General features: G+C 71.0%; 25 protein-coding genes and 1 pseudogene. 15 read left to right on the plus strand and 11 right to left on the minus strand.

The annotated features are described in order from the left end of the window. Positions 1–5 precede the first annotated feature (5 nt). A complete protein-coding gene (locus QP089_RS08205; RefSeq protein ID WP_285910764.1) occupies positions 6–242 on the minus strand; it encodes a ferredoxin in 237 nt (78 codons plus the stop codon). 421 nt (positions 243–663) lie between these two features. Between QP089_RS08205 and QP089_RS08210 the strand changes: the two genes are divergently transcribed. Genes QP089_RS08210 through eno form a run of 3 tightly spaced genes read left to right on the plus strand, consistent with a single transcriptional unit; the run spans position 664 to position 3,928 of the window. Continuing rightward, on the plus strand, positions 664–1,596 hold the full coding sequence (locus QP089_RS08210; protein ID WP_285910765.1) for a C-terminal binding protein: 933 nt from the start codon (positions 664–666) through the stop codon (positions 1,594–1,596). Then, on the plus strand, positions 1,593–2,591 hold the full coding sequence (locus tag QP089_RS08215; RefSeq protein ID WP_285910766.1) for a phosphotransferase: 999 nt from the start codon (positions 1,593–1,595) through the stop codon (positions 2,589–2,591). The genes QP089_RS08210 and QP089_RS08215 overlap by 4 nt, the downstream gene beginning before the upstream one ends. Further along, positions 2,588–3,928, plus strand: a complete 1,341-nt coding sequence (eno, locus tag QP089_RS08220) for a phosphopyruvate hydratase (protein WP_285910767.1) — start codon at positions 2,588–2,590, stop codon at positions 3,926–3,928. Before QP089_RS08215 ends, eno begins: the two co-directional genes overlap by 4 nt. A 12-nt stretch (positions 3,929–3,940) precedes the next feature. Here the strand turns inward: eno and QP089_RS08225 are convergent, their stop codons facing one another. Beyond that, positions 3,941–4,870, minus strand: coding sequence for a LysR family transcriptional regulator (locus QP089_RS08225; protein WP_285910768.1), 930 nt, complete (start codon positions 4,868–4,870; stop codon positions 3,941–3,943). A 277-nt stretch (positions 4,871–5,147) separates the two neighbouring features. Here QP089_RS08225 and QP089_RS08230 point away from each other — a divergent pair, with 277 nt between their 5' ends. Continuing rightward, positions 5,148–6,065, plus strand: a complete 918-nt coding sequence (locus QP089_RS08230) for a PDR/VanB family oxidoreductase (RefSeq protein ID WP_285910769.1) — start codon at positions 5,148–5,150, stop codon at positions 6,063–6,065. Positions 6,066–6,133: 68 nt separating this feature from the next. After that, the gene (locus QP089_RS08235; protein WP_285910770.1) at positions 6,134–6,895 is read left to right on the plus strand and encodes a S1 family peptidase; all 762 of its coding nucleotides are present in this window, start codon (positions 6,134–6,136) and stop codon (positions 6,893–6,895) included. A 68-nt stretch (positions 6,896–6,963) separates the two neighbouring features. Here the strand turns inward: QP089_RS08235 and QP089_RS08240 are convergent, their stop codons facing one another. Together QP089_RS08240 and QP089_RS08245 are read right to left on the minus strand one after the other, a co-directional pair. Continuing rightward, positions 6,964–7,827, minus strand: coding sequence for a thermonuclease family protein (locus tag QP089_RS08240; RefSeq protein ID WP_285910771.1), 864 nt, complete (start codon positions 7,825–7,827; stop codon positions 6,964–6,966). 190 nt (positions 7,828–8,017) lie between these two features. After that, positions 8,018–8,476, minus strand: a complete 459-nt coding sequence (locus QP089_RS08245; protein WP_285910772.1) for a winged helix-turn-helix transcriptional regulator — start codon at positions 8,474–8,476, stop codon at positions 8,018–8,020. Between the two features lie 86 nt (positions 8,477–8,562). Between QP089_RS08245 and QP089_RS08250 the strand changes: the two genes are divergently transcribed. Beyond that, positions 8,563–9,831 (plus strand): MFS transporter, encoded by a 1,269-nt coding sequence (locus QP089_RS08250; RefSeq protein ID WP_285910773.1) that lies wholly within the window; start codon positions 8,563–8,565, stop codon positions 9,829–9,831. A gap of 139 nt (positions 9,832–9,970) precedes the next feature. After that, a complete protein-coding gene (locus tag QP089_RS08255) occupies positions 9,971–10,828 on the plus strand; it encodes an EamA family transporter (RefSeq protein ID WP_285910774.1) in 858 nt (285 codons plus the stop codon). A gap of 181 nt (positions 10,829–11,009) precedes the next feature. On the opposite strand, the gene QP089_RS08260 is transcribed toward QP089_RS08255, so the two are convergent. Both QP089_RS08260 and QP089_RS08265 read right to left on the minus strand, forming a co-directional pair. Further along, positions 11,010–11,480 carry an SgcJ/EcaC family oxidoreductase gene (locus QP089_RS08260; protein WP_285910775.1) on the minus strand — a complete coding sequence of 157 codons (471 nt, stop codon included), beginning with the start codon at positions 11,478–11,480 and terminating at the stop codon, positions 11,010–11,012. 461 nt (positions 11,481–11,941) lie between these two features. Further along, a complete protein-coding gene (locus QP089_RS08265; RefSeq protein WP_285910776.1) occupies positions 11,942–12,355 on the minus strand; it encodes a winged helix-turn-helix transcriptional regulator in 414 nt (137 codons plus the stop codon). An 80-nt stretch (positions 12,356–12,435) separates the two neighbouring features. Between QP089_RS08265 and QP089_RS08270 the strand changes: the two genes are divergently transcribed. Then, entirely contained in the window at positions 12,436–12,897 is a 462-nt protein-coding gene (locus QP089_RS08270) for a nuclear transport factor 2 family protein (protein WP_285910778.1), read from the plus strand. A 111-nt stretch (positions 12,898–13,008) separates the two neighbouring features. Further along, a pseudogene (locus QP089_RS48755) lies at positions 13,009–13,508 on the plus strand (DUF1349 domain-containing protein). 21 nt (positions 13,509–13,529) lie between these two features. Here QP089_RS48755 and QP089_RS08285 read toward each other — a convergent pair. Further along, entirely contained in the window at positions 13,530–13,898 is a 369-nt protein-coding gene (locus QP089_RS08285; protein WP_285910782.1) for an STAS domain-containing protein, read from the minus strand. Positions 13,899–14,173: 275 nt separating this feature from the next. Here QP089_RS08285 and QP089_RS08290 point away from each other — a divergent pair, with 275 nt between their 5' ends. Then, positions 14,174–18,340, plus strand: coding sequence for a SpoIIE family protein phosphatase (locus tag QP089_RS08290; protein WP_285910784.1), 4,167 nt, complete (start codon positions 14,174–14,176; stop codon positions 18,338–18,340). After that, positions 18,337–18,651 (plus strand): STAS domain-containing protein, encoded by a 315-nt coding sequence (locus QP089_RS08295; protein WP_285910785.1) that lies wholly within the window; start codon positions 18,337–18,339, stop codon positions 18,649–18,651. The genes QP089_RS08290 and QP089_RS08295 overlap by 4 nt, the downstream gene beginning before the upstream one ends. 15 nt (positions 18,652–18,666) lie before the next feature. Here QP089_RS08295 and QP089_RS08300 read toward each other — a convergent pair whose 3' ends face one another. The 3 genes from QP089_RS08300 to QP089_RS08310 form a co-directional block, all read right to left on the minus strand. Continuing rightward, the gene (locus QP089_RS08300; protein WP_285910786.1) at positions 18,667–19,041 is read right to left on the minus strand and encodes an STAS domain-containing protein; all 375 of its coding nucleotides are present in this window, start codon (positions 19,039–19,041) and stop codon (positions 18,667–18,669) included. Positions 19,042–19,107: 66 nt separating this feature from the next. Further along, on the minus strand, positions 19,108–20,103 hold the full coding sequence (locus QP089_RS08305) for an anti-sigma factor RsbA family regulatory protein (RefSeq protein WP_285910787.1): 996 nt from the start codon (positions 20,101–20,103) through the stop codon (positions 19,108–19,110). After that, positions 20,100–20,429 (minus strand): STAS domain-containing protein, encoded by a 330-nt coding sequence (locus QP089_RS08310; protein ID WP_285910788.1) that lies wholly within the window; start codon positions 20,427–20,429, stop codon positions 20,100–20,102. Before QP089_RS08310 ends, QP089_RS08305 begins: the two co-directional genes overlap by 4 nt. A 182-nt stretch (positions 20,430–20,611) precedes the next feature. On the opposite strand from QP089_RS08310, the gene QP089_RS08315 reads away from it, so the two are divergent. Further along, on the plus strand, positions 20,612–21,550 hold the full coding sequence (locus tag QP089_RS08315) for a sigma-70 family RNA polymerase sigma factor (protein WP_285910789.1): 939 nt from the start codon (positions 20,612–20,614) through the stop codon (positions 21,548–21,550). Between the two features lie 3 nt (positions 21,551–21,553). After that, positions 21,554–22,303, plus strand: coding sequence for an alpha/beta fold hydrolase (locus QP089_RS08320; protein ID WP_285910790.1), 750 nt, complete (start codon positions 21,554–21,556; stop codon positions 22,301–22,303). On the opposite strand, the gene QP089_RS08325 is transcribed toward QP089_RS08320, so the two are convergent. Then, positions 22,300–23,121 carry a hypothetical protein gene (locus tag QP089_RS08325; protein ID WP_285910791.1) on the minus strand — a complete coding sequence of 274 codons (822 nt, stop codon included), beginning with the start codon at positions 23,119–23,121 and terminating at the stop codon, positions 22,300–22,302. The two genes, QP089_RS08320 and QP089_RS08325, sit on opposite strands and share 4 nt — an antisense overlap. Positions 23,122–23,304: 183 nt before the next feature. Between QP089_RS08325 and QP089_RS08330 the strand changes: the two genes are divergently transcribed. Both QP089_RS08330 and QP089_RS08335 read left to right on the plus strand, forming a co-directional pair. Further along, on the plus strand, positions 23,305–24,102 hold the full coding sequence (locus QP089_RS08330) for a nuclease-related domain-containing protein (protein ID WP_285910792.1): 798 nt from the start codon (positions 23,305–23,307) through the stop codon (positions 24,100–24,102). Positions 24,103–24,201: 99 nt separating this feature from the next. Beyond that, positions 24,202–25,287, plus strand: coding sequence for a lytic polysaccharide monooxygenase (locus tag QP089_RS08335; protein ID WP_285910793.1), 1,086 nt, complete (start codon positions 24,202–24,204; stop codon positions 25,285–25,287). Positions 25,288–25,293: the final 6 nt, after the last annotated feature.

Here is a 25,293-nt window from a genome sequence, read left to right on the forward strand (position 1 = left end):
TTCGACTAGGCGATCGTGATCGCGCGTTCGGGGCAGCCGCGCACCGCGGCGTTCACGGCGGCCTCCTGACCCTCGGGCCGCTCGGTGCGCAGGACGGCCAGTCCGCTCTCGTCGTCGATGTCGAAGATCTCCGGCGCTTCCAGCGCGCACACGCCATGGCCGGCGCACTTGCCGAAATCGACTTCTATCTGCATCCCGTCTCCCAGATTCCCGGTCAGGTGCAATTCTTTGCGGACGCCCATTCACGGTCCTTCTCCGGCGACGGCTCGGCGACGAGGAGAAGACCGGAATGTTTCCAACGTGTATACGAGGCGATGCTAGGAGCAGAGCCGCTCCGTTGAGAAATTGATGTGGTTGATGGCAGGTATCCGGTAGCGAATACCCGTAAGGGCTGGTCGGCCGCCTGCCCGCAAGCGAGCATGGGAGCACTACGGGCCTCGCCATGCCCGGCGAGGCGGCCTCTGCGACCCGCGCGTTCTCGGGGCGCAGGCCGGAGATTTGTCTTTATGGATGAGGAGTACAGCTCGCCATGTCCTGTCGCCACACCCTGATCCGTCGGCGCCGCCGCCCCGATTTGGTGGCCGAGCGTTTCCGGGCGCGGTCGTGACCGCGGGACAGCGGCCGGTCGTCTTGGTCACCGATTACGCATGGCCGGATCTGGAGGTGGAGAGGGAGATTCTGGATGCCGAGCTGCTGGTGGCGGAGACCGGCGAGGAGGACGAGCTGATCGCCCTGGCGCCACGAGCCGACGCGATCCTCACCTGCTGGAAACCGGTGACCGCGGCCGTACTGGACGCCGCGCCCCGCTGCCGTACCGTCGCCCGGTACGGCGTCGGGCTGGACAACATCGACGTCGGCCGCGCCACCGAGCTGGGCATGGTCGTCACCAACGTCCCCGACTTCTGCGCCGACGAGGTCGCCGACTCCACTCTCCTGCTGCTGCTCGCTCTGGCACGTCGGCTGGGTCCGCTGGCGGCGGACGTGCGGGCGGGCGGTTGGGACAACCGGGCCGGCGGAGTTCCCGTACGACTGCGCGGCAAGGTGATGGGCCTGGTCGGCCTCGGGAACATCGCCCGGCACGTCGTCCCGCGCGTCCAGGCCCTCGGCATGGAGGTGCTCGCCTATCGCCGCAGCGGCCGTGCGTCGGACGTGCCGCCGGGCGTGCGCGTGACCGCGAATCTCGGCGAACTCCTCGCCCAGGCCGACGCGGTGTCGCTGCACTGCCCGCTGACGCCACAGACCAGGGGCCTCATCGGCAAGGACGAGCTGGCGACGATGAAGGACACCGCCTTCCTGATCAACACGTCGCGCGGCGGGATCGTCGATACCGACGCCCTGGTCAGCGCGCTGGACGGCGGGGTGATCGCAGGGGCGGGCCTCGATGTCACCGATCCCGAGCCGCTGCCCGCGGGGCATCCGCTCCGCGATCACCCGCTCGCCGTGATCACCCCGCATGCGAGCTTCTACTCCGACGGCTCCACCGCCGAGCTGGCGTCGAAGGCGGCCCGCAACGTGGCGGCCATCCTGCGCGGTGAACGTCCGGCCTCGGTGGTCAACCCCGAGGTCTACCGGGCGGACATGCGGAGGCGGGCATGACGGTTCCGCTGTCCGCGCAGGCCCGCCGGATCCTTCACCACCTCGTCCAGCGGAAACTGGTCCCGGACGGGGCGGAGGTGTCGGCGACGCCGCTGACCGGAGGCGTCTCCAACGATGTCTTCGCCGTCAGCGGCCCCGGCGTCGACCTCGTGGTCAAGGAGGCGCTGCCCGTCCTGCGCGTGGAAAGCGAATGGCGCGCCGACACAGGACGCATCGGCATCGAGGCGCAGGCGCTCCGGCTGGCGCACACCCTCACGCCGCAGGCCGTGCCGGCCGTCGTCGACTTCAATGACGGTGTCCTCGCCATCGAACGTGCGCCGCGCAGCTGGACGAACTGGAAGGACGACCTGCTGTCGGGCGTGGTCGACCCTGACATCGCCCGCGAACTCGGATCGGTCCTCGGCACCTGGCAGAGCCGCACGGCCGGGGACCGGAGGCCGATGGCCGACTTCGGCGACCGCACCGTCTTCACGCAGCTGCGATCCGAGCCCTTCCATGGGCAGGTGGCGCTGCGGCATCCCGATCTGGCGCCCATCGTCGAGGCCACCGTCGCCGCCATGTTCGCCGCCCGGGACTGCCTGGTCCATGGCGATTTCAGCCCGAAGAACATGCTGGTCTCCGAACGGCGGGTGTGGGTGCTGGACTGGGAGGTCGCCCATGTCGGCGACGCCACCTTCGACCCGGCGTTCCTCCTCACCCACCTGCTGCTCAAGAGCGTCCACGACCGCGCGTCGGCCGGCGCGCACGCGGAACTGGCGTCGCTGTTCCTCGAGGCGCTGACCGCGCGGACGGCGGGGGCGGTCGTCCATGATCCCGGGCAGCTCACCCGGCAGGTCGGCTGCCTGCTGCTCGCCCGCGTGGACGGCAAGAGCCCCGCCGGTTACCTCACTGAGGACGAGCGGCCGCGCGTGCGCGAACTCGGCCGCTCGCTGCTCACCCGCCCCGTCCCCGACCACGTCAACGGCGTGCTGAACGCCTGGGAGACCCTCACATGACCACCGCGACCACGATCAGCTCACTGCTCGCTTGGGAGGCTCTGGACTCGCGTGGCAAACCCACCGTCGGCTGCGAAGTCACGCTCGCCGGCGGCGCGCGGGGCAGCGCGACGGTCCCGTCCGGCGCGTCCACCGGGACGCACGAGGCCGTGGAGCTGCGGGACGGTGATCCCAGCCGGTATGCCGGGAACGGTGTCCGGAAGGCCGTCGCCAACGTCAACGGCGAGATCGCCGACCGTGTGCGCGGCCTCGATGCGGCCGACCAGCGCGGGCTCGACGCTGCGCTCCGCGAGCTGGACGGTGCCCCTGGCCTCGCTCGTCTCGGTGCCAACGCGGCGCTCGCCGTGTCCGTGGCCGCGGCGGTCGCGGCGGCGCAGGCCACCGGCGTCCCGTTGTGGCGGCACGCCGCCCGCATGGCGGGGCGCGACGACGCGGTCCCGCTGCTGCCGCTGCCGATGGTGAACATCATCTCCGGTGGTGCGCACGCAGGACGCTCCATCGACGTCCAGGACTTCCTCGTCGTCCCGTTGGGAGCGGGCTCGTTCGCCGAGGCGATCGAATGGGCCGCACGGGTGCGGGCGGGCACCGCGCAGGTATTGCAGGACAGCGGGCTTCCGGTGGCCCTCGTCGCGGACGAGGGCGGTCTCGGGCCGATCCTGCCCACCAACCGGCGCGCCCTGGAACTGCTCTGCGAAGGCATCGAACGAGCAGGACTGCGTCTGGACGACGGTGACGGAACCGGAGTGGGCATCGCCATCGACATCGCCGCCACCCAGTTCCTCGCCCAGGACGGCAAATACGTGCTCGCCGCCGAACAGCGCCGTCTCACCAGCCAGGAACTGGTGGAGGAACTGGCCCAGTGGTGCGCGGAGTTCCCGATCGTGTCGCTGGAGGACGCCCTCGCCGAGGACGACTGGGACGGCTGGACGGCGGCGACTCCCAAGCTGACCGTCAACAAGGCTGGGCGGCGCGTGCAGCTGCTCGGCGACGACTTCTTCGTCACCAACGCCGAACGGCTGGAACGCGGCATCGGCACCGGTGCAGCCAACGCCGTCCTGGTCAAGCCGAACCAGGCGGGCACCCTCTCCGATGCCCTGACCGTGGTGAAGCGCGCCCACGAGGCCGGCTACACCACCGTGCTGTCGGCCCGTTCCGGCGAGACCGAGGACACCTGGCTCGCCGACCTGGCGGCCGGTTGGCACACCGGCCAGATCAAGGTCGGCTCCACCACCCGTTCCGAACGGACCGCGAAGTGGAACCGTCTGCTGCGCTTGGAAAGCGAACCGGGCACGTCGGCCCGCTACGCCGGCGCGGCCGGAATCACCAAGCCCCTGTAGGCGGACGTGGGCTCATTCGTCGCCGGCGACATGGTCTTGGGCAACGGCGAAGAGCTGCTCGCGCAGCCACACGTGCCCCGGGTCGCCGTCCCGGCGGGCGTGCCAGTAGGCCAGTTGGCGGAGGGGGCGCAGCGGCGACTCCAGGAGCAGCACGACGAGCTCGGCCGCCTCGGCCACGCGCAGCGCCAGCCGCTCGGGGATGATGGTGATCAGCGGCGTCCCCGTGATCATGAACGGCATCGCGACGAAGCTGCTCGCGCCCGCCTCGACGTTGCGGGTGATCCCGAGGCCGTCGAGGTCCTCCTCGACGATGCTCATCCGCTCGCCGGGCACGTAGGCCAGGTAGGGCCAGTCGGCGAGGCCCGCGGCCGTCAGCCGGCCGGCGGCGGCCAGCGGGTGCTCCCGCCACACGGCTCCCACGAACCGGTCCTCGATCACCGTCGCGCTGGAGCAGTCCGGCAGGTCACCGGGGCCCACCAGCCGGTCCGGGATCACGGCGACGTCGATCTCGTCGCGCTGCAGGTCGGAGAGGTAGCCGAAGGACGGCGGGCTCAGATCGACGCGCAGCCGGGACGCCTGCGCACCGAGCCGGGCGAGCAGCGGCCGGACCAGCATGATCCCGACGTAGTCGCTGGCCACCATCGAGAAGGTGCGGGCGTCGGCGGACGGGTCGAACTCCGGAGGCCGCAGGACCGACTGCTCGACGGTCGCCAGCACCTCGCGCACCGGCCCCGCCAGCGCCTCGGCCCGAGGCGTCGGGACCAGGACGCGACCCTGCTTGACCAGCAGAGGATCGTTCAGGGCCTTGCGCAGCCGGGCGAGCGCCGTGCTGACGGCGGGCTGGGACAGATGCAGCCGTTCGGCGGCCCGGGTGACGTTCTGCTCGCGCAGCAGGGTGTCCAGGACGAGCAGCAGATTGAGGTCGAAGCCGCTCAACTCCATTGTCGTCCTCCTTGGCGGGCACCATCGTGCCTGGTCAGCCGTGGCCGACACAGCGTAGCCAGAGAGACGGCACCCGACACGGCATGCCGCCCGACAATGGGAAATCCGGATGATTGGCATCAACGATCGTGATGGCCCACGGCATTCGGATGCGGGATATCCGACCCTAGGCTCACCGGTGATGAATGAGACGTCGATACCTTCCGGCCGGCCGCATCGGTCTCCTTACGGCCGCGGCCACCACCTCCGGCGGGCGTCGCACAGCGGCGGACGCCTTGTGGTTCGCGGCAAGGAACGTCTCAGCGACAACGTCGTCCTGCTGCGCTTGGGCGACCCGGAAGGCCGGCCGCTGCCGGGCTGGTCCCCCGGCTCCCACATCGACGTCGTGCTACCGAATGGCCTGGTGCGGCCGTACTCGCTGTGCGGCGACACCACCGACCGGGACGAGTGGCGGCTCCTCATCGGGCGCGAAACGGAGTCGCGCGGCGGCTCGGCATTCGTCCACGACCGGCTGGACCGCGGCGACCATCTCGACTACCTGGGCCCCCGCTGCCGGTTCCGGCTCCGCGGCGCCGGCCGTTACCTGTTCCTCGCCGGCGGGCTCGGCATCGCCCCGCTGATCCCGATGGCGCGCCTCGTCGCGGCCTCCCACCTCCCATGGTCCATGGTCGTCGTCGGCCCCGAGGCCGACGTCGCGCCCATCACCGCGATGCTCACCGACCTGCTCCCCCGCATCACCCTGCTGCCGACGGGCGAGGACGCCCGGCCGGACCTCACCGCACCACTGACGGGCCTCGACCCCGGAACCGCGATCTACGCGTGCGGCTCGGACCGGTTCGTCGATGCGGTCGAGCAGATCAGCAGCCGGTCTGGGCTCACCGTGAACCGGCAGCTCTTCACTGCGGGCACGCCACGAGGAGGCGATGACAAGCCCGTTGAGCTGGTCCTCGCCCGGTCGGGCTTGACCTTCACGGTGCAGGCCGGAACATCGCTGGCCACCGGCCTCCGGCAACTGGGCGTGCGGGTGCCGGTGTCCTGCGGCGCCGGGATCTGCGGGGCATGCCTGGTGAAGGTGGTGGCCGGCGTCCCCGACCACCGCGACCGGCTGCTGAGCACTGAGCAGCGCGGACGTGGCGACTCGATTCTGACCTGCGTGTCGCGTGCGCACACACCCCGTCTCGTCCTGGACCTCTGAGCTCCCCGCGTTGTCCCATCATTCGGAACTTTTCGGCCCAACGGTGGATCTCACCGCAAGAACGGCCCATGCCCCGACGTGAGGAGCAGTTCCGGATGATGCGGCGAGTTCGTGTGGTGGCGCTGACCGCCTTGCTGCTGGTGACAGGATCGGTGATGGCGTCCGTGCCGGCCTTCGCCGTCATCGGCGGGTCCAAGAGCACCTATGGTCCGTGGGCGGTGCGCATCCTCGTGGACGGCAAGCCGGAGTGCACCGGGACCGCGATCACATCCCAATGGATCATCAGCGCCTCGCACTGCTTCTTCGAGCAGGCGCAGCCGATCGCCGACCGGCGGATCTCGTTCCGGGTCGGCAGCCTCGACATGCGGAAGGGCACCACGGTGCGCCCGGTGCCCGGCCGACGTGCGGGTAGCGCGCACGCCGACATGATGCTCATTAAGGTCCCACCGATGAAGGTCCGTACGGCGCGGTTGGCCACGACCGGCGTCCACGTCGCCCAAGTGGTGCGGCAGTACGGGTGGGGCGCCACCTGCACCGGGGACGAGAACGCCTGCCAGTCCCCCGTGCTCAAGCAGTCCACCCTGCGGGTCCTGCGGCCGACCGATCCCCGGTGCATCGGCTACACCGCACCGGGCGGCTCGGACTTCTGCATGGTGAAGGTGTCCGGAATTCCCGCCGGCGGCGACTCCGGCGGCCCGGTGATGAGCATCGGCCCACGCGGCACCGAGACCCTTCTCGGCGTCTTCGACGGCTCCGACCGCGAGAGTTTCGCCCAGGCCGGAGAGATCTCACAACAACTCGCCTGGATCCGCGCGGTCATCCGGCACTAGACGGCGTCGAGACGGCGTCGGTTCGCCTGCCGTCGCCCCGGCGCCGCGCGGCCACAGCGGCGCCGGGTTCAGCCTTCGATGAAGATCAGGTCGGTGATGGGTCTGGTGAGCCGGACGGTGTCGCCGGTGACCTCGACGACGGTGTCGAATCCGGTCGCATGGGCGTCGGAGATGACGTACAGCCGGTCGTTGAGGGTGGCCAGGTACGTCTTGAAGTTGGCGAGCGAAGGGTCGCCCGGCGCGAGCGCGTAGTACTCGGCGAGGCGGCGGAACAGCTTGGGCATGATGACCAGCCGCTCGGACAGGTCCTCCTGAGCGTGGATGCTCGCGCCGCTGGTGGTGGCGTCGGGCCCCCAGATCCCCGTCTTGGCCGCGCGGGCGGATTCGGCGGCTTCGGTCAGTGTGGCGCGCAGGTCCGGGTAGAGCTTGCTGTAGAACGTCGGGTACGCCAGCCCGTCGGCCAGCAGCCGGTGGTTCACGCTGGTCTTCAGCAGCGCGGAGTCGGTGAACACCGGCTCCAGGTCGGGCCGGTCGGTGTCGCCGGCGAAGGCGAACGCGACGGGGCGGCCGTACTTGTCGCCGAACCGGGTCAGGATGTACCCGGGCGTGGCGTCCGGGGTCGCGCTGGTGACGACCTCACCGTCGCGCACCACGTCGCTGAACCCGATCAGCTCGAGGAGCCGGGCGCCGGCGGCATGCGCGAATTCGAGCGGCTGGTGCAGGGTGTGGCCGCCGTGCCCGGGCGGCGTGTAGTGGGTCTCCAGCGCGTCGATCGCGTCCAGCCGCAGCTGGGCCGCGCCGCTCGCGCCCAGCCGCACGTTCAGGTGCAGCCGGGTGAACGCGTCCGGGGTGCTCGGGTAGAAGTGCACGGAGTCCCCGTCGGGCTGACTGCGCACGATCCGGTACTGGCCTTTGATCAGATAAAGCGACACCGCGCTCTCCTCACAGCCGACGACCTCGTACCCAGAGTCAAGCAGTGATCAGCCGACTACGCACGGACTCTAGCCAAGGTCGGCCACGATGAGGCTGGTCTTCGGCCGCCGGTTGCCACCGCGCTCCCCAGCGCGTCCTGGCTGAGCTCAGGCGACCGGCTCCGCTGATCGAGCCACATCGTTCTGCCTTCTATCCGACCTTCCGCACCTTGGTGGTGTCGGCGTCGAGAAGGGTGCCGTCTACGCTCGCCGGCGCAATTTGCGGCACCCGGACGCCATGCTGGTCGACGAGGGTGGAGTGGGGCTCGCCGGGGGCGAAGGCGTGGCGCTCTCCCCACTGCCGCAGGGTGAGGACGACGGGGAAGAGGTCGCGGCCGGCGTCGGTGAGCACGTATTCCTGCCGACGGCCGGACGGCGCGGTGCGCTGGGCGAGGAGGCCGTGAGCGGTGAGCTTGCGCAGGCGGTCGGTGAGGATGTTGCGGGCGATGCCGGTGCGTCGCTGGAACTCGGTGAACGACCGCGCCCCGTCCATCGCGTCGCGGATGACGAGGAGGCTCCACCTGTCGCCGACGAGGTCGAGCGTGCGGGCGACGGGGCAGTGGGGGTCGGTCCAGCCGGGGTCCGGGGCGCGCATGGCGGTGCGCGACATGACACCTCCCGATCGGTTGCGGATTGAAACCATTATGCCGTACGGTCGATTTGGTTGCAATCTGCTACTAATTGAGGTGGTGTGCGATGGACGCGTGGCGACGGGCGCTGCTCGCGGCGGTGTGCGGTGTCGCGGTGGCGAGCATTTACGCCGCGCAGCCGGTTCTGGCGCCGATGGGACGTGATCTCGGCGTGTCGGCGGAGCTCACCGGATGGATCGTCGCGGCCGGCCAGGTCGGCTATCTCGCAGGGCTGGTGCTCCTGGTGCCGCTTGGCGATGTGGTCGACAGGCGCCGGCTCATCGCCGCGCACCTGGCACTCACCGCGGTCGGCATGACCCTGACGGCCTCGGCGTCGACCGCCTGGACGGCGTTCGCGGGGCTCGCGACGGCCGGAGTGTTCGCGGTCGTCGTGCAGACGACGGTGGCCTACGCCGCGTCGGTCTCGCCGCCCGCCGAACGCGGGCGGAACATCGGCGTGGTGACCTCGGGCGTCGTGGTCGGCATCCTGGGCGCGCGGGTCGTCACCGGCGTGATCGCCGAGGTGTGGAGCTGGCGGAGCATCTATGCCGTGCTCGCGGTGCTGTCCCTCGCACTCGCGGTCCTCGTCCTCGTGGCACTGCCGTCGGAGGAGCGCCCGAACCGACCCGCGGAACACCGGCGGGCCCTCGTCTCCCTCGGTGGACTGTTCGGGCAGCGCGTCTTCCTGACGCGCGGGCTCATCGCGTTCTTCTTGTTCGCGTCGTTCGGAACCCTGTGGAGTGGACTGTCCCTACCCCTGGCGGACTCGCCGTGGCGACTGAGCGAAAGCCGGATCGGACTCTTCGGCATAGCCGGACTCGCCGGCGCACTCGGCGCGGCGCGCGCGGGGCGGTGGGCGGACGCAGGACGGGCGGCCCCGGTCACCGGGCTCGCGCTGACCCTGCTCATCCTCTCGTGGGCAGCGATCGCGCAGCTGCCATGGTCACTGGGGCTCCTCATCGCCGGAATCGTCGCCCTCGACTTCGCGGTCCAGGCCGTGCATGTGAGCAACCAGCACCTGCTCACCGCCGCGCATCCGGATCGCCCCAGCAGCGTCATCGGCGGTTACATGGTCTTCTACTCGCTCGGCTCCGCCCTCGGCGCAGCAGCCACCACCGCGACCTTCACGGCCTACGGCTGGGCGGGCTCCAGTCTCCTCGGGGCCGGATTCGCAGCCTGCGCGCTTGCCGTCTGGACGACCGGCAAGCGACGCCCCCGACCGGCATCGCATCCCGCCCGCCCAGAGCATCGAGGCCGTGGCCGTCAATCCCGTGACGCCTACCACGCAACCGAAGCCGACAGTGCAGTCGCTAGGATCAAGGGAGTTTGCGTCTAGGGTTCCGCCGGTCGCCTGTGAGCAGATGACAATGAGGGCGGTCGGGGCTGGACCGAGCGGCGCCAGGGTCGCTGACCCGCAACTGACGGGATAAAAGCCACGAGGTCTCCATTGAGCACGCTCAAAAGGAGCCTCCCAGGTGAACACCGTCCCCGGTTCCGGCCTTCAGCCGCCGGTCATCATCGCCGTGCTCGGATCGGCGCTGTTGCATGCCTGCTGGAACGCCATCGCCCATGGCATCAAGGACCAGCTGGTCGCCTTCGCCCTGATCGGCGCCGGCGGCTTGCTGCCGGCCATTCCGCTGCTGGTCTGGGCGGCGCCGCCCGCGGCGGCGTGCCGGCCCTATCTCGCGGTCTCCGCCGTTCTGCAGATCGCCTACAGCCTCCTGCTCATGCAGTCCTACAAGGTCGGCGAATTCGGCCAGGTCTACCCGCTGGCCCGGGGCACCTCACCACTGCTGGTCGCCGGGTTCGCGACGGCGTTCGTCGGCGAGCACCTGTCACTGCCGCAGATGACCGGCGTGGTGCTGATCCCGGTGGGGCTGGGCAGTCTGGCCCTTGTCGGCGGGCGTCCCAGCCGCCCGGCTCTCCTGGCCGCCGTGGGCACCGGACTGGCGATCGCCGCCTACACCGTCGTCGACGGCTTCGGGGCCCGGCTGTCCAGTAGCGCCCTCGCCTACATCGCCTGGCTGAAGCTACTGCAGGGAGCCGGTGTCCTCCTGGCCGCGGCGGCGAGCCGCCGCGGCGCGCTGATCGGGCAGGCACGGCGGGTATGGCGGATCGGACTGACGGGCGGCATCCTGAGCGCCGCCGCCTATGGCCTGGTGCTCTGGGCCCAGACACGCGGTGCGCTCGCCCCGATCGCAGCGCTCCGCGAGACCAGCATCATCATCGGCGCGATCCTGGGAACCCTCCTCTTCCACGAACCCTTCGGCCGCTCACGCATCACCGCGACCGTGTTCGTCGCGACCGGGATCATCCTCCTCAACCTCCCGTGACCCAAGCCGTCGGCCAGTCGCCACCGCCTGGTGTCGGATGAACCGGACGCGCGCGGCCTGCCGGACTGGTCGCGGTGCCCGATCGACTCGAAGACCCATGCGGACGCCTGGCCGCCGTCTTCACCTCGGTAGGTCGTCACGTCGACGACGGCGCGGACGACAGGCGGAACGCGACCCAGGGTCAGTGCTCGTCTCGGTGAGGTGTGTCCGCTGGTTCGGCCGGGGCGGGGCAGCTGTGGTAGGCCTCGATCAGCCAACGGCCGTCCTTCTTGGAAAGCGTCCACGTCGCCGCCTCCCACCGTTCGGCCGGAGTCTCGGTCTCGTTCGGAAACGTCGTGGCACTTCTGGTGACGACGATCGCCACGTTCTCGCCGAGGAACCGGACGCTCTGCACGGTATGGATGCGCTCCGAGCCCTTCAGCGGATCGGCGAATGCCGCCCCCATCGCGGCTTGGACTTCGGCCCGGTCCCGCAGGTGCACGCCGGGCAGGATCACCGTCGCGCCTTCCGCGTACCACCGGGTGAAGGCGTCCGCGTCACCGTCCGCCCACGCCTTGGACGTCTCCTCGAACACGGCGGCCACGGCGCGCTCCTCAGTCTCCACGCTCGAATTGCCGTCAGGCGTCACCGAGTGCGTACGAACAGTGCTCATGATGTCCTCCAGATGCCGGGGCCGATTCCCTACCTCTATTGACTCGGACATAGAGCCGAACGGACCGGTGACGCGGCCCCGCGGAGGTCGCCGAGGCGGGTGAGGGTCGACCCGACCTGGTGGCTACGCAGCAGTACGTGCGCTCGGCGCCGGTCGTGCGTGGCGGTGAGGTCTCCCGGCGAGCGCAGGGGCGGGCCGCGGTCAGGGGCTGTCGCTGCTCTCCGCCGGCCCGGATGATCAGCGTGCGTCTGCGCTCTCGGAGGCTGTGGGAGCGGTTCGCGTGGCGACCGAGTATGTCTGCCGGTCGTGGGTTGTGTGGCGACCGGGCTGCTTTGTTCGCGGTGGGTGTCGGCTGGGTCCGGGTGGGCGTCCAGTGCGGGGGCCGCTCCCCTACTTAGCGGGGCTCTGTTCGTACCGTTTGGGGTTGGGTCAGCGACGTCCTCGGCCCGCAACGGGGGCTGCTACGGCGTTGCTGCGGGATGCAACGGGTCGTCAGCTCCTTCTTGCTTGCGGTCGTAGGCCTCCTGGGCTGCGACGATTCCGGGGCCGTGGCGTTGGAACCAGGTGGAGAGGGTCTGGAGCGACTGCCAGAGTTCCTGTCCGCTGTCGGTGAGGGCGTACTCGACCTTGGGCGGCACGGTCGGGTGCGTGGTGCGGCTGAGCAGGCCGTCCCGTTCCAGCTGGCGCAGGTTCAGCGCGAGCATGCGCCGGCTGATGCCCGTCAGGGAGCGTTCTAGTTCGGTGAAACGCACCGGTCCGTGTTCTGCGGCGGCCAGGATGCCGATGCTCCATTTGCCGGCGACGCGGTCGAGGACCGCCGCGACGGGGCATGCCCGGACGACCTGCGCTGTCACATCGGTGTGACGCTGTTCCATGAAAGTGCCTTCTTCCGGGCCGGTCCGTGCTCGCCGATCATTGCCTCTGCATCCGTCCGCGACCTCCGAGAAGGATCCCCATGCAGCAGACAGTGAGCAACGACGACCGGATCGGCCTGCTGGCGGACCGTGCCGCCGTCATCGACGTGGTCACCCTGTACGCCACCGCCCTGGACGTCAAGGACTGGGCGGCGCTCGCATCGCTGTTCACCCCGGACGCTACCTGGGAGTTCGTCGGAGGCGCCGAGCGGCTGACGGGACCTGAGGCGATCACGTCCCGGATCAGCGCGGTTCTGCGGCCGTTGCAGGTCACCCAGCACCTTCTCGGCAACCATGTGGTGCGGCTGAACGGCGACACCGCCGAGCACACCTGCTATTTCCAGGCGCAGCACGTCCGCCGCGACGGCGAGAAGTATCTCGGTGCCGGACGCTACGACGACCGCTTGGTGCGGACGCCCGAAGGCTGGCGCTTCACCTATCGAAGGCTGACCAGCATGTGGAACGAGGGCAACGTGTCGGTGATCGCACCGGAACAGCCATGACGGAGTTCCGGGAAGCCGGCCGCAGCGTGGGCTGTGGAGAGGAATCTCGACCACGCTGTCCCCAACCTCGACTGGGCCGGGGCGACGGCCTCGGCGGTCCCGCGCATCGACATGTTCATCGACCCCGGGTCCGGGCCCGACGGCGAGCCGACGCTCAACGCGGCGACCTTGCTCGGCGTCCCTCCGGACGGTGACTTCCGGTTCAGCGCCCGCGTCACCGTCGACTTCGCCGCAACCTACGACGCGGGCGTGCTCCTGCTGTGGATCGACGAGCGCCGCTGGGGCAAGCTCTGCTTCGAGTACTCCCCCGGCGGCGAGCCGATGATCGTCTCGGTGGTCACCCGCGGCGTCTCCGACGATGCCAACGCCTTCACCGTCGAGGGCGGGACGGTGTGGCTACGGATTTCCCGGATCGGCCGCGCCTACGCCTACCACGCCTCCCTGGACGGCAGGCCTGGCGGATGATCCGCTTGTTCACCGTGGGCGGCACGACGGCGTCCGCCGCGATCGGCTTCGAGGCGCAGTCGCCGACCGGAGACGGGTGCCGGGTCACGTTCGACGACATCCGCTTCACCGCCGAAAGCCTGAGCGACCCGCGCGACGGATCGTGACCCCGGATCCGGCTCCAGGGCTCAGGTTCGGGTCGGGTGGGTGAAGACTTCGATGGCCTGGTGGACGCTGGGGTAAATGGAGAGAAAGCGGTCGAGTCCGAGAATGGCGAGCATGTCCGCCAGGTTGGGGGTGACCGCCGCCAGGCCGAAGGGCGCCTTGGCGGCATCGGTGTCGCGGTAGGCGTCGATCAGTACGGAGATGCCGGTGGAGTCGCAGTAGGCCAGCCTGGACAGGTCGATGATCAGACCGTGGGCGGGAGACGCGAGCGCCCGGTCGATCGCCCGGCCGAGTTCGGGGGCGGTGTGGTGGTCGAGGTCACCGGCCACGGCGACCACATGGAACCCTTCGGAGGTGACGTGGTGGGAGACGGCGAGGGTGCGGTCGTTCATGATCTCTTTCGTAGCCGGTGGTAGGGACGGGGAGGTGGCGCACGATCGAGGCGTCATCAGCATGGTTCGGCAGTCCCCGGCAGGCGGCGCTTTAAGCCCGTCGCGGGCCGTCGGCCAGCGGCGACCCCCGGGTTTGCCCTGCACGGCGCCCGCCGACCGGGGCAGGATGTCGTCCGGCACCGCGTCCCCTCGCCGGTCCGGACCGCTGGCATGATGTCCGCTGGTGGAATGGCCGACCGACGCTACGAATCACGTCCACAACGGAAGGGCGTCCGATGGCGCATGACGCAGGGGATGCGGGCGGGCCGCCGGCGGGGGTGTTCGGCGCCGACGGCGAGGTCGGCCGCGATCTGGCCGCCGTCGACTGGGCGGCGACGCCCCTCGGTCCGCCGGACGGGTGGCCGCAGAGCCTGCGGACGGCGGTCAGCATCCTGCTGTCGTCGCGGTTCTCGATGTGGATGGCGTGGGGCCCGGAGCTGACGTTCTTCTGCAACGCCGCCTACCGGCACGACACCCTCGGCCGCAAGTACCCCTGGGCGCTGGGCCGTCCGGCGCGCGAGGTGTGGGCGGAGATCTGGGACGACATCGGCCCGCGCATCGACACCGTCCTGACCACCGGCCAGGCGACCTGGGACGAGGCGCTGCTGCTGTTCCTGGAGCGGGCCGGATACACCGAGGAGACCTACCACACCTTCTCCTACAGTCCGCTGCACGACGACGACGGCGCCGTGGTGGGCATGCTGTGCGTGGTCAGCGAGGAGACCCAGCGGGTCATCGGGCAGCGGCGGATGGCGACGCTGCGGGATCTGGGCTCTGACCCCAGCGTGATCCGCACCGAGCAGGAGACGCTCGCGTTCACCGGCCGGCAGCTCGGCCACAACCTGCAGGATCTCCCGTTCACGCTGGCCTACCTGTTCGAGGACGGCGTCACGAGGCTGGCGGCCGCGACCGGCATCCCGTCCGAGCACCCGGCGGTCCCTGCGACGCTGCCGGTCGACGACGCGGCGGGGCTCTGGCCGGCGGCTGCGCTTGCGGGCGGGGAGCCGGTGCTGGTCGACCTGGACGGACCCGATTTCGAGGGGCTGCCGACCGGCGCCTGGTCCGAGCCGCCCGTCCAGGCCCTGGTGGTGCCGCTGCTGCAGCAGGGCGACGCGCCGCTGGGGTTCCTGGTGGCCGCGCTGAACCGGTACCGGGCACTGGACGACGACTACCGCGGCTTCATCGAGCTGGCCGCCGGGCACGTCGCGGCCGGGATCGCCTCCGCCCGCAGTTACCAGGCCCAGCAGCAGCGGGCCGAGGAACTGGCCGAGCTGGACCGCGCGAAGACCACCTTCTTCTCCAACATCAGCCACGAGTTCCGCACCCCGCTCACGCTGATCATGGGTCCGGTGCAGGAGCTGCGGACCGCGCTCGCCGAAGGCGACCAGCGGGCGCGCGAGGACGTGGAGGTGATCCACCGCAACGGGCTGCGGCTGAGCAAGCTGGTCAACACGCTGCTGGACTTCTCCCGCATCGAGGCGGGCCGGATGCAGGCCCGCTACGAACCGGTCGATCTGGCGGCCGTCACCGCCGAGCTGGCCAGCGTCTTCCGCTCGGCCGTCGAACGGGCCGGGCTTCGCTTCGAGGTCGACTGCCGCGCCGTCGACGACCTCGTCCACATCGACCTCGGCATGTGGGAGAAGGTGATCCTCAACCTGCTGTCCAACGCACTGAAGTTCACCTTCGACGGTTCCATCGCCGTCACCGTCGGCCGCGAGGACGGGTGCGCGGTGGTCACGGTCGCCGACACGGGCATCGGTATCGCGGCGGAGGAGATGCCGCGGCTGTTCGAGCGGTTCCACCGGATCGAGACCGCGCGGTCGCGCTCCAACGAAGGCAGCGGGATCGGGCTCGCGCTGGTCAAGGAACTCGTCGGCCTGCACGGCGGCACCATCACCGCCGACAGCGTCCAGGACGAGGGCACCCGCTTCACCATCCGGCTGCCGTTCGGTTCGGCGCACCTGCCCGCCGAGGCGGTCACGTCCGCCACCGGCGCCGGCGCCGCCTCCGCCACCGCGGACCCGTACGTGCAGGAGGCCCTGCGCTGGCTGCCCGAACAACGAGCGGCCGAGGACGACCCGGCCGAATTCGGCACTGCACCGTCCGCCGCGGAGACCGCCGAGACCCCCGCGGGCCAGCTTCCCCCGGCGCGCGTCCTGGTGGCCGACGACAACGCCGACATGCGCGGGTACCTCACCCGGATCCTCACCGGGGCCGGTTACCAAGTGAGCGCCGTCAACGACGGGCGGCAGGCCCTGGCGGCGACCCGGAGCGACGCCCCGGACCTGGTCGTCAGCGATGTGATGATGCCGCGCCTGGACGGCCTGTCGCTGGTGGCGGCGCTGCGGACCGATCCGCGCACCGCCTCGGTGCCGGTCCTGCTGCTGTCGGCGCGGGCCGGACAGGAGGCCTCGATCGAGGGCCTGCGGGCCGGCGCCGACGACTACCTGGTCAAGCCGTTCGCGGCCGCCGAGCTGCTGGCGCGGGTGCGCGCCAACGTGGAGCTGGCGCGGCTGCGCAACCACCATGCCCGCTGGCGCACCGCGCTGGTCGACTCGCTGCAGGAGGCGTTCTTCGTCTGCGACGAGGACGGCGCCGTCATCGAGATCAACGCCGCGTTCACCGACATCCTCGGCTTCGGCCCGGAGGACCTGCCGTACCGTCCGATCCATCCGTGGTGGCCGGACGCCCGCACCGACCCCGAGGCCCACCGCCAGTTCGCCGACGCCTTCGCCGACCTGCTCGACCAGAGCCACGGCACCTACACGATCCCCGTGTCGCATCGCGACGGGCATCGGCTGTGGATCAACACCGCCTTCAACCAGGTCGACGATCCCGCCACCGGGAACCGCATCATCGTCGGCACGTTCCGCGACGTCACCGCCGAGCACTACGCGATCCAGCGCGAGTCGGCGCTCGCCGCCCTCAACGCGCGCCTGGCGGAGAGCACGAGCGTTCCCGGCGCCCTGGCCGCCGCGCTGGACGAGCTACAGGGCCTCTGGCGCGCCCGCCGCGTCGTGGCGGCCGTCTTCGAACGCGACGAACCCGCCGTGACCTCGACCGGCACCGCGACGACCTGGGAAGGGACGGACGAGGAGCACCGCGCGATGCTCACCGGCCTGCGGCGGCGGCCCCTGCTCACCTCCACCGCCGTCGCGGGCGGTGCCGGGATCGCGCTGGAGCATCCCGACGGCCCCCTGGCGCTGTGGATCGACCTGGGCGACGGCCGCCCGTTCAGCAACGAGGACCACATGCTGCTGGCGCTGCTGGCCGGGAGCCTGGCGCAGGGGCTGGCCCGCGTCCACCAGATCGATCAGCAGCGGCAGACCGCGCTCGCGCTGCAGCGGGCGATCCTCGGCCCGTCGCAGCTGCCGCCCGGCTTCGCCGTCCGCTACGAACCGGCCACCCGGCCCTTGGAGGTCGGCGGCGACTGGTACGACACCATCGCGCTGCCCGACGGCCGCACCGGGATCGTCGTCGGCGACTGCGTCGGCCGCGGCCTGCCCGCCGCCGCCGTCATGGGGCAGCTGCGCAGCGCGTGCCGGGCGCTGCTGCTGCAGGACGCCAGCCCCGCGCAGACCCTCACCGCCCTGGACCGCTTCGCCGAACTCATCCCAGGCGCGCGCTGCACCACCGTCTTCTGCGCCGTCCTGGATCCCGCGACCGGCCGGCTCACCTACTCCAGCGCCGGGCACCCGCCCGGCATCCTCGCCCACCCCGACGGCACCACCGAGCTGCTGGACGAAGGCCGGTCCACCCCGCTCGCGATCTTCACCGGGCACGGCGAGCGCCCCCAGGCCCGCTGCACGCTGCCGCCCCGCTCGACGCTGCTGCTGTACACCGACGGGCTGGTCGAGCGCCGCCGCCGTCCCCTCACCGCCGGGATCGAGCAGGCCGGCAGCGCCGTCCAGGACGGCCGGACCGCGCCGGTGGAGGAGCTGGCCTCCGACCTGATGGCCCGGCTCGCCCCCGCCGACGGCTACGACGACGACGTGGCGCTGCTGCTGTACCGGCAGCCGGCGCCGCTGGAGGTGTCCTTCCCCGCCGAGTCCGCGCAGCTGGCGCCCGTCCGCAACGCCCTGCGGGACTGGCTGACCCGCTGCGCCCTCCCCCCGCAGCAGGCCCAGAGGATCCTGGTGGCCGCCGGGGAGGCCGTCGCCAACGCCATCGAGCACGGCCACCGCGACAACCCCGGCTCCACGGTCCGGCTCCGCGCCGCCGCCACCGCCGAGGACCTGCGGCTGTCGATCATCGACACCGGCACCTGGAAGAACCCGCGGCCGCACGGCGACGGCCGGCGCGGCCGCGGCCTCACCCTCATGCGGGCGCTCATGCAGCAGGTGAGGCTGCACCGGGCCGACACCGGAACCACCGTCGAGATGCGGACGAGGATCACCCCATGAGCACGCCCCTGACCCTCACCGGCACCGAGCGCCCCGACGGCACACCGGTCCTGACGGCCGCCGGCGAGATCGACATGAGCAACACCGGCGCCTTCGCCGACGCCCTCGCCGCGACGCCCGGACGCGTCGTCGTCGACCTGACCGCCGTCGGCTACCTCGACAGCGCGGCGCTGACCGTCCTGTTCGACCACGCCGGACGCATCGAGATCGTCGCCGCGCCGCTGCTGATCCCCGTCCTGACCATCTCCGGGCTCGGCGACGTCGCCACCGTCCACGAGTCGGCGACCGGCGCCCCGGCCCCCGCTGAGTGAGGGCGGGGACCCGCCTCAGCGGCCGCGGACGCCGTTGCCGTGGCCGGGCGGGGACGCCAGCGCGTCGGCGACGGTGGGGTGGATGGTCAGCCGCTGATCGACATGGGTGATCTGCAGGACGTACAGCACCTCCTGGCCCAGCGGCCCGGCCAGCACGGCGCTGCCCTCGCGGCCCTCGGCGGCCAGGTAGAACCGGAGCAGCAGGCTGAGGCCCGTCGAGTCCAGGAACCGCAGGCCGCTCAGGTCCAGCACCACGTGCTCCCCGTGCTCGCGGCGCAGCGCCCGCATCCGCTGCTCGGCCTGCTGGACGGTGTCCACCGCCAGGTACCCGGCCAATGCGATCACGGCACGGCCGTCCTCGGCGCGGCCGGTCACCTCGCACTCAGCCATGCGGCGTCTTCCTCTCCATGAATGGGTCGCCCGCTCCCCGGACGGCGGGCGGGGGCGGGTGGTGGTTCAGCGGGCGAAGTAGGTGCGGACGGTGGTGCCGTCCGGCCCGGTGTGCACGCGGACGAGGTCGGCGAGCTGGTTGACCAGCAGCAGGCCGCGGCCGCCCAGCGTGTCGGGCGTGACGGGCCGGCGGCCGGCGAGCGGGTCGGTCAGGTGCCCGCTGTCGCTGATCTCGACGACCAGGTGCGTCGCGTCGTGCCAGAGGCGCAGGACGCCGGCGCCGCCGCCGTGCCGGATGGAGTTGGCGGTCAGCTCGCTGACGACCAGCTCGACGTCCAGGACGGTCTTGTCCGGCAGGCCCGCCGCGGCGGCGTACCGCGTGACCAGCGCCCTCGGGACGTCCAGGTTGTCGATGTCGAACGGCAGCTGCCGCAGGTCCGTCGGCTGCTCCGGGGCGGGCAGGGGCTCGTTGTGATCGTCCATCACCATGCCGGGTGCGTAGCTGCGGCTGGGACGTGCGCCGTCGCCGTCGATGAGGACCGGGTGGGTCCGTGCGGCCTCGTCCACCACGCTCCGGTCCAGGCCGTCGACGTCGTAGGGGCACAGGATCGACACGGCGCGGCCGGCGAAGGCCGGGTTGATCAGCGCCTCGTGCTGGGCGCACGCGGGGTACTCGACGGGAGTCCGGGACGGCCAGATCGGCTCGCCGATGATGCGGACCCGCCGGTCGGGATGGCGGTCGGCGAACTCGCGCAGGACGCCGGGGATGATCCGGCCGGGGTTGCGCCCGGCGGCGGTCATGTCCAGCCACCGCACCAGCTCGGCGGCCGCGCCGGCCTCGGCGGCCAGCGCGTCGCGCAGCGGCCCCAGCCTCCAGGAGGGGACCGCGACCGCGACCGGCTCGTCCGCCGCGAGGCCCTCGGCCAGGAACGGCACGGTCCCGGCCAGGTACTCGTCCTGCCCGCGGTAGAACAGGGCGGGGTGCCAGAACGGCTCGTCGGCCGTGGAGCCCGCCGGTCCGCCGTACGCGGGGCCCGGCGCCCCGGTCTGCGTCCCGGTCATGCCTGTACCTCGAATCCGTTCGTCTGCTGGACCTCCAGCCCCGCGAGCCGCGGCCACAGCACCTGCAGGATACGGCCCAGCGCCGGAGGCGGGTCATAGAGGATCACCCGGCCGTCGGGTGCCAGCCGCTGCGTCACCGCCGCCACCGCGCCCGCGCCCGCGGCGTCCACGCTGGTCAGCCCGGCCAGGTGCAGATGCACCTCGGGCTCCCCGCTCGGCAGGTCCGCCAGCGCGGACTCCCAGACGTGCCGGGTCAGCACGTTGACCTCGCCGGACGCCCGCACGCCGAGCGGCCCGGCGAGCGGCTCCACCTGCAACCCACCCATGCCTCGGGGGCTCCTTATCCGGTCCGGCCGCGCCTGCGCGGCGCGCCGGATGATGCTATTTGCCCTATGACAAACACCAAGGATACCGATCCCGGTGACCACCGGGGACCGCTCCCGGACCGCACGCAGCGCTCATGTGCCACCGCCGGGTCATCGGATGAGACGACGTCTACTGTGGCCGGATGGGGTTCGAGGATCGGCTGGAAGCGCACCGGGTCGAGCTGACCGCCTACTGCTACCGGATGCTCGCGTGCGCCGCCGAGGCCGAGGACGCCGTTCAGGAGACCTTCATACGCGCCTGGACGAACGCCGACCGGTTCGACGAGGGCAGGGCCCGCCTGCACACCTGGCTGTATCGGATCGCCACCAACGTCTGCATCGACATGTCCCGCGCCGTCCAGCGGCGCGCGCTTGCGATGGATCTCAACCCGGCCCCGTCCGCCGGGGGTGCCCTCGGAGCGCCGCTGGACGCCGGCGCGTTCGTATGGCCGGTCCCTGACCGGCTCGTGCTGCCTTCCGACGCCGACCCGGCCGAGCTGGCCGTCCAACGCGAAAGCATCAGGCTGGCGTTCGTCGCCGCCCTGCAGTGCCTGCCGCCGCGTCAGCGGGCGGTCCTCATCCTGCGCGAGGTGTTGAGGTGGTCGGCGGACGAGACGGCAGCGCTGCTCGACAGCAGCCCGGCCGCGGTCAACAGCGCCTTGCAACGCGCGCGGGCGACCATGTCCGAGCGGCGCGGGCCGGGCGGGAGCGGCAAGATCGACGAGGACCTGCTCGACCGGTACGTCAAGGCGTTCACCTCTTATGACGTCGACGGCCTGGTGGCACTGCTCCACCGGGACGCCACCATGTCGATGCCGCCGTTCGCATGGTGGCTCGGCGGCCGGGAGGCGATCCGCGCGGCCCTGCTCGGCGCGGGCGGGGTGTGCGCCGACGATCAGCTGGTCCGCACGGCGGCCAACGGCTCGGCCGCCCTCGCGCAGTACCGGGACGGGCGGGCTTTCGGCCTGATCATCGTCGAGTTCCGGGACGGACTGATCGCTGCCCTCACCACCTACCTCGACCCTTCGCTGTTCCCGATGTTCGACCTGCCGATGACTCCTGAGCCGCCGTCCCGTATGTAGTGCATGACCGAAATCGTTCACATGTGGCATGACGAGCGCGGCGCGGGCGCCCCGGTGGTGCTGCTGCACGGCGGGATGACCGACGGCCGCTGCTTCACCGGCAACCTCGACGGCCTCGCCGACACCTTCCGCGTCTACCTGCCCGACCGGCGCGGCCACGGCCGCACGCCCGACGCCCCCGGCCCGATCACCATCGACGCCATGGCGCGCGACACGATCGCGTTCCTGGACCGGGTGGTCGGCGGCCCGGCCCGCCTGGTGGGCTACAGCGCCGGCGGCACCGTGGCGCTGCGGGCGGCGATGCTCCGTCCTGACCTGGTCGAACGCCTCGTCCTGATCAGCACGGCCCACGACCTGGACGGGCTGATCTTCAAACCGTCCGCGGAAGGGCCGGTGCCCGCCGAGATCGTCGACGCCTACGCCGAGGTCTCCCCGGACGGCCGCGACCACTTCCCGATCGTCCTCCGCAAGATCGTGGACGCGGCCGCGACCGAGCCGGCCCCGGACCCGTCCGACCTGCGCGAGGTGACGGCCCGCACCCTCGTCCTGGCCGGCGACGACGACCTGGTCACGCTCGACCACACGGTGGCGCTCTACCGGGCGCTGCCCGCCGCCGAGCTGGCCATCCTGCCGAACGCCAGCCACCTGCTGCTGATGGAGCACCCCGAAACGGTGCGTGCCTTGGTCCGAACGTTCCTGAGCACCGACGCCGCCCCGACGTACATGCCCATCTCCCGCGCAGGCCGCAGCTAGACAGCCTCTTCGGCGCCGGGCGGCGTGTCAGTTGGGTGACGGTCGTTCTCGGCGCCGCTGTCCTGCTCGGTTCCGACCCGCAGGACCGCCACGAGCATGAGCACGAACACCGTCAACGACATGACCAGTCCCACAATGCAGACGATCATCGCGAATGCTTCGGTGACGAGCGAACTGGTACCGATCTCGTCGGAGGAGGTGCCGTTGAGATGTCGGTAGAGGAGTACCAAGGGAATACCGAAAGCCACAGCGGCCAGCGGAGAGACCGTGAGCGTGATCGGTATGCGTGCGCTCTTGGTCGACAGCGCGTCCGGGCGGTGCGCGAGCAGTTCCCGGGCGATCAGCGGACCCTCAGCGGCGTATCCGTCGATCCGGATTCGCAAACCGTCGGCCAACCGGATCGAGCAGCGAAAGTTCCATCCGAGCGTGCGGATCAGCCCGTCGAGAGGCGTCACAGCCGGGGTGTCGGCGGCCTCCGGATTGGTGCGCAGGACGGCGATCTCGTCCCAACTCCACCCCCGCCAATCGGTGGCGGTGCGGCGAGCGAAACCGTTCTCGTACAGTTCGAAGGTCTCGCTGCGGCCGTGTCGCACCGCGCGAAGCAGTTGCACCGCGGCGATCGGCAGGCCGACCAACGTCGCGATCAGCGCGAAGGCCAGAAGCCTCGCGATGACCAGGTCCGGGACGGCGATCAGGAAGGCCATCGAGAGCCCGCCGAGGACGCCCACCGCCAGCGCCGTGCCTCCGGTGCGCCGGTAACGACCGGTCTCGACCGGATGAGTGCTGAGCAGCCGTCCCAGCCGATCCCTTTGAGCCACCGAGGTCTCCCTTCCGAGCGCAGGTAGGTCGGACCGTCGTTCGCACAGCGCTCCACCACGATCTCATCGGCAGCCCCGAAATGAAATCAGATGGGGAAGACCCGGGTGCGGTGCTCCGAAAAGCCGTTTCACTTCGTTCTGCTTGTCACTTGAATGACGCATTCATGGCGGTATCGTGTAGCGATGCGGATCGAGGTGCTGTCCAACCATCCCGCGACTCAACTCCGCGACACCGAGGCCGCACTCGCCCGCACGCAGAACCGGATCGCCGGGCATGCCCGGGCGGTGGACGACCTCCGTCGGCGCCAGCGGGCCTCACGCCGGTGGTGGCAGTTGGGCAAGCGCCTCCGGCACGCCCGTGAACTCCAGGCGCTGCTGCAGGCCGCTCCCTCGGTGAATCCCGCCGAGTTGCACAAGCGGGCGCAGCAGCAGGCCGGTGTCGACGCGGAGGAGCAGGTCACGTCCGATCTGCAAACCTTCCTGCTCGGAGACTGGACGCTGTTCCGCGGCTACGCCAACCGGCGCGGCGAGGTCGACCACCTGCTGGTGGGCCCGTGCGGGGTCTGGGCGATCGAGGTGAAGGGACGAGGCGTCCGGGTCCACGTCACCGGTGACGACTGGCGGTTCGAGAAGTTCGACCGCTACGGAAACCTCGTCGAGTCGGGCGTATTGGCCGACCGCCGGGGTCGCAGCTGGGGGCGGCAGGTCTCCGAAATCGCCGGTGAGCTCGAGAAATTCCTGCGCTCGCGTGGAACACCCGTCCCGGTGCACACCGCGGTCGTCGTCATGCACGATCGAGCTGAAATCGGCACCTGCCGGAGGCTGGGCGTCGACGCCGTCAGCGTCGGGACCTTCTACCTTCTGGAACAGATCTACCAGACGCCCGACGACCTGGACGGCGAAACCCAGGACAAGATCGTCAAGCTGGTCCGGCGAGATCACCAATTCCACGCCCGCCGGCGACCCGGCCGACGCGCCTAATGTTTGGAAGGGTGTGGAAGACCTGTTCACCCTTGTGTGCGGGCGGGTTAGCGTCCGGTCGACGGCCGATCCGGAGGCCGAACGGACCTGGGAGGACGCGTGAGCACCCGGCGACGCATGACCCTGGCCTCGGGGACGGCGGCGGTCCTCGCCGCGACGGTCGCCCTGGCGCCGCCCGCCGCGGCCCACGGCGCCATGATGGTGCCGGGCAGCCGCACGTACCTGTGCTGGAAGGACGGACTGACCCCGACCGGCGAGATCAGGCCGCAGAACCCGGCGTGCGCGGCGGCGGTGGCGCAGAGCGGCACCACCTCCCTGTACAACTGGTTCGCGGTGCTGCGCTCGGACGGCGCGGGCCGCACCCGCGGCTTCGTCCCGGACGGGAAGCTGTGCAGCGCCGCCGCCACCGTCTACGACTTCAGCGGCTACGACCTGGCGCGCGACGACTGGCCGGTCACCCATCTCACCTCCGGTGCCGACCTGGACTTCCGGTTCAACAAGTGGGCCGCGCACCCGGGCACGTTCCGCACCTACATCACCAAGGACGGCTGGGACCCGACCAGCCCGCTGACCTGGGACGACCTGGAGGACCAGCCGTTCTACTCCGTCACCGACCCGCCGAGCGTCGGCTCGCCGGGCAGCGAGTCGGCGTACTACTACTGGACGGCGAAGCTCCCGTCCGGCAAGAGCGGGCGGCACCTGATCTACACGGTGTGGCAGCGGTCCGACAGCAACGAGACGTTCTACGGCTGCTCGGACGTGGTGTTCGACGGGGGCCACGGCGAGGTGACCGGAGTCGGCGGTGGGACCACGTCGCCTCCGCCGACCAGCCCGCCGCCGACCAGCCCGCCGCCGACCAGCCCGCCGCCGACGCAGCCCGGCATGGTGTGCACCGCCGCATACCGGACGGTCAGCACCTGGAGCGGCGGCTACCAGGGCGAGATGACGGTGAAGAACTCCGGCACGGTGCCGATGAACGGCTGGGCGGTGCACTGGACGTTCGCCGGCGGCGAGACGGTCGACCAGCTGTGGAGCGGCTCGTTCACCCAGACGGGAGCCGACGTCGAGGTCAAGAACGCGGGGTGGAACGGTGCGCTGCAGCCCGGAGCGTCCACCACGTTCGGCTTCGTCGCCAAGACTCCCGGATCCGCGGCCGCCCTTTCGCCGCACTGCATGACGTCCTGAACGGAG

Source organism: Actinomadura opuntiae (assembly GCF_030283205.1).
In the GTDB taxonomy this organism is placed as follows: domain Bacteria; phylum Actinomycetota; class Actinomycetes; order Streptosporangiales; family Streptosporangiaceae; genus Spirillospora.

Coding starts and splice junctions, on each gene's coding strand:
- QP089_RS08205 (WP_285910764.1), bottom strand. CDS start 242: ATGGGCGTCCGCAAAGAATTGCACCTGACCGGGAATCTGGGAGACGGG.
- QP089_RS08215 (WP_285910766.1), top strand. CDS start 1,593: ATGACGGTTCCGCTGTCCGCGCAGGCCCGCCGGATCCTTCACCACCTC.
- eno (WP_285910767.1), top strand. CDS start 2,588: ATGACCACCGCGACCACGATCAGCTCACTGCTCGCTTGGGAGGCTCTG.
- QP089_RS08225 (WP_285910768.1), bottom strand. CDS start 4,870: ATGGAGTTGAGCGGCTTCGACCTCAATCTGCTGCTCGTCCTGGACACC.
- QP089_RS08235 (WP_285910770.1), top strand. CDS start 6,134: ATGCCCCGACGTGAGGAGCAGTTCCGGATGATGCGGCGAGTTCGTGTG.
- QP089_RS08245 (WP_285910772.1), bottom strand. CDS start 8,476: ATGTCGCGCACCGCCATGCGCGCCCCGGACCCCGGCTGGACCGACCCC.
- QP089_RS08250 (WP_285910773.1), top strand. CDS start 8,563: ATGGACGCGTGGCGACGGGCGCTGCTCGCGGCGGTGTGCGGTGTCGCG.
- QP089_RS08260 (WP_285910775.1), bottom strand. CDS start 11,480: ATGAGCACTGTTCGTACGCACTCGGTGACGCCTGACGGCAATTCGAGC.
- QP089_RS08265 (WP_285910776.1), bottom strand. CDS start 12,355: ATGGAACAGCGTCACACCGATGTGACAGCGCAGGTCGTCCGGGCATGC.
- QP089_RS08270 (WP_285910778.1), top strand. CDS start 12,436: ATGCAGCAGACAGTGAGCAACGACGACCGGATCGGCCTGCTGGCGGAC.
- QP089_RS08285 (WP_285910782.1), bottom strand. CDS start 13,898: ATGAACGACCGCACCCTCGCCGTCTCCCACCACGTCACCTCCGAAGGG.
- QP089_RS08290 (WP_285910784.1), top strand. CDS start 14,174: ATGGCGCATGACGCAGGGGATGCGGGCGGGCCGCCGGCGGGGGTGTTC.
- QP089_RS08295 (WP_285910785.1), top strand. CDS start 18,337: ATGAGCACGCCCCTGACCCTCACCGGCACCGAGCGCCCCGACGGCACA.
- QP089_RS08300 (WP_285910786.1), bottom strand. CDS start 19,041: ATGGCTGAGTGCGAGGTGACCGGCCGCGCCGAGGACGGCCGTGCCGTG.
- QP089_RS08305 (WP_285910787.1), bottom strand. CDS start 20,103: ATGACCGGGACGCAGACCGGGGCGCCGGGCCCCGCGTACGGCGGACCG.
- QP089_RS08310 (WP_285910788.1), bottom strand. CDS start 20,429: ATGGGTGGGTTGCAGGTGGAGCCGCTCGCCGGGCCGCTCGGCGTGCGG.
- QP089_RS08315 (WP_285910789.1), top strand. CDS start 20,612: ATGGGGTTCGAGGATCGGCTGGAAGCGCACCGGGTCGAGCTGACCGCC.
- QP089_RS08320 (WP_285910790.1), top strand. CDS start 21,554: ATGACCGAAATCGTTCACATGTGGCATGACGAGCGCGGCGCGGGCGCC.
- QP089_RS08330 (WP_285910792.1), top strand. CDS start 23,305: ATGCGGATCGAGGTGCTGTCCAACCATCCCGCGACTCAACTCCGCGAC.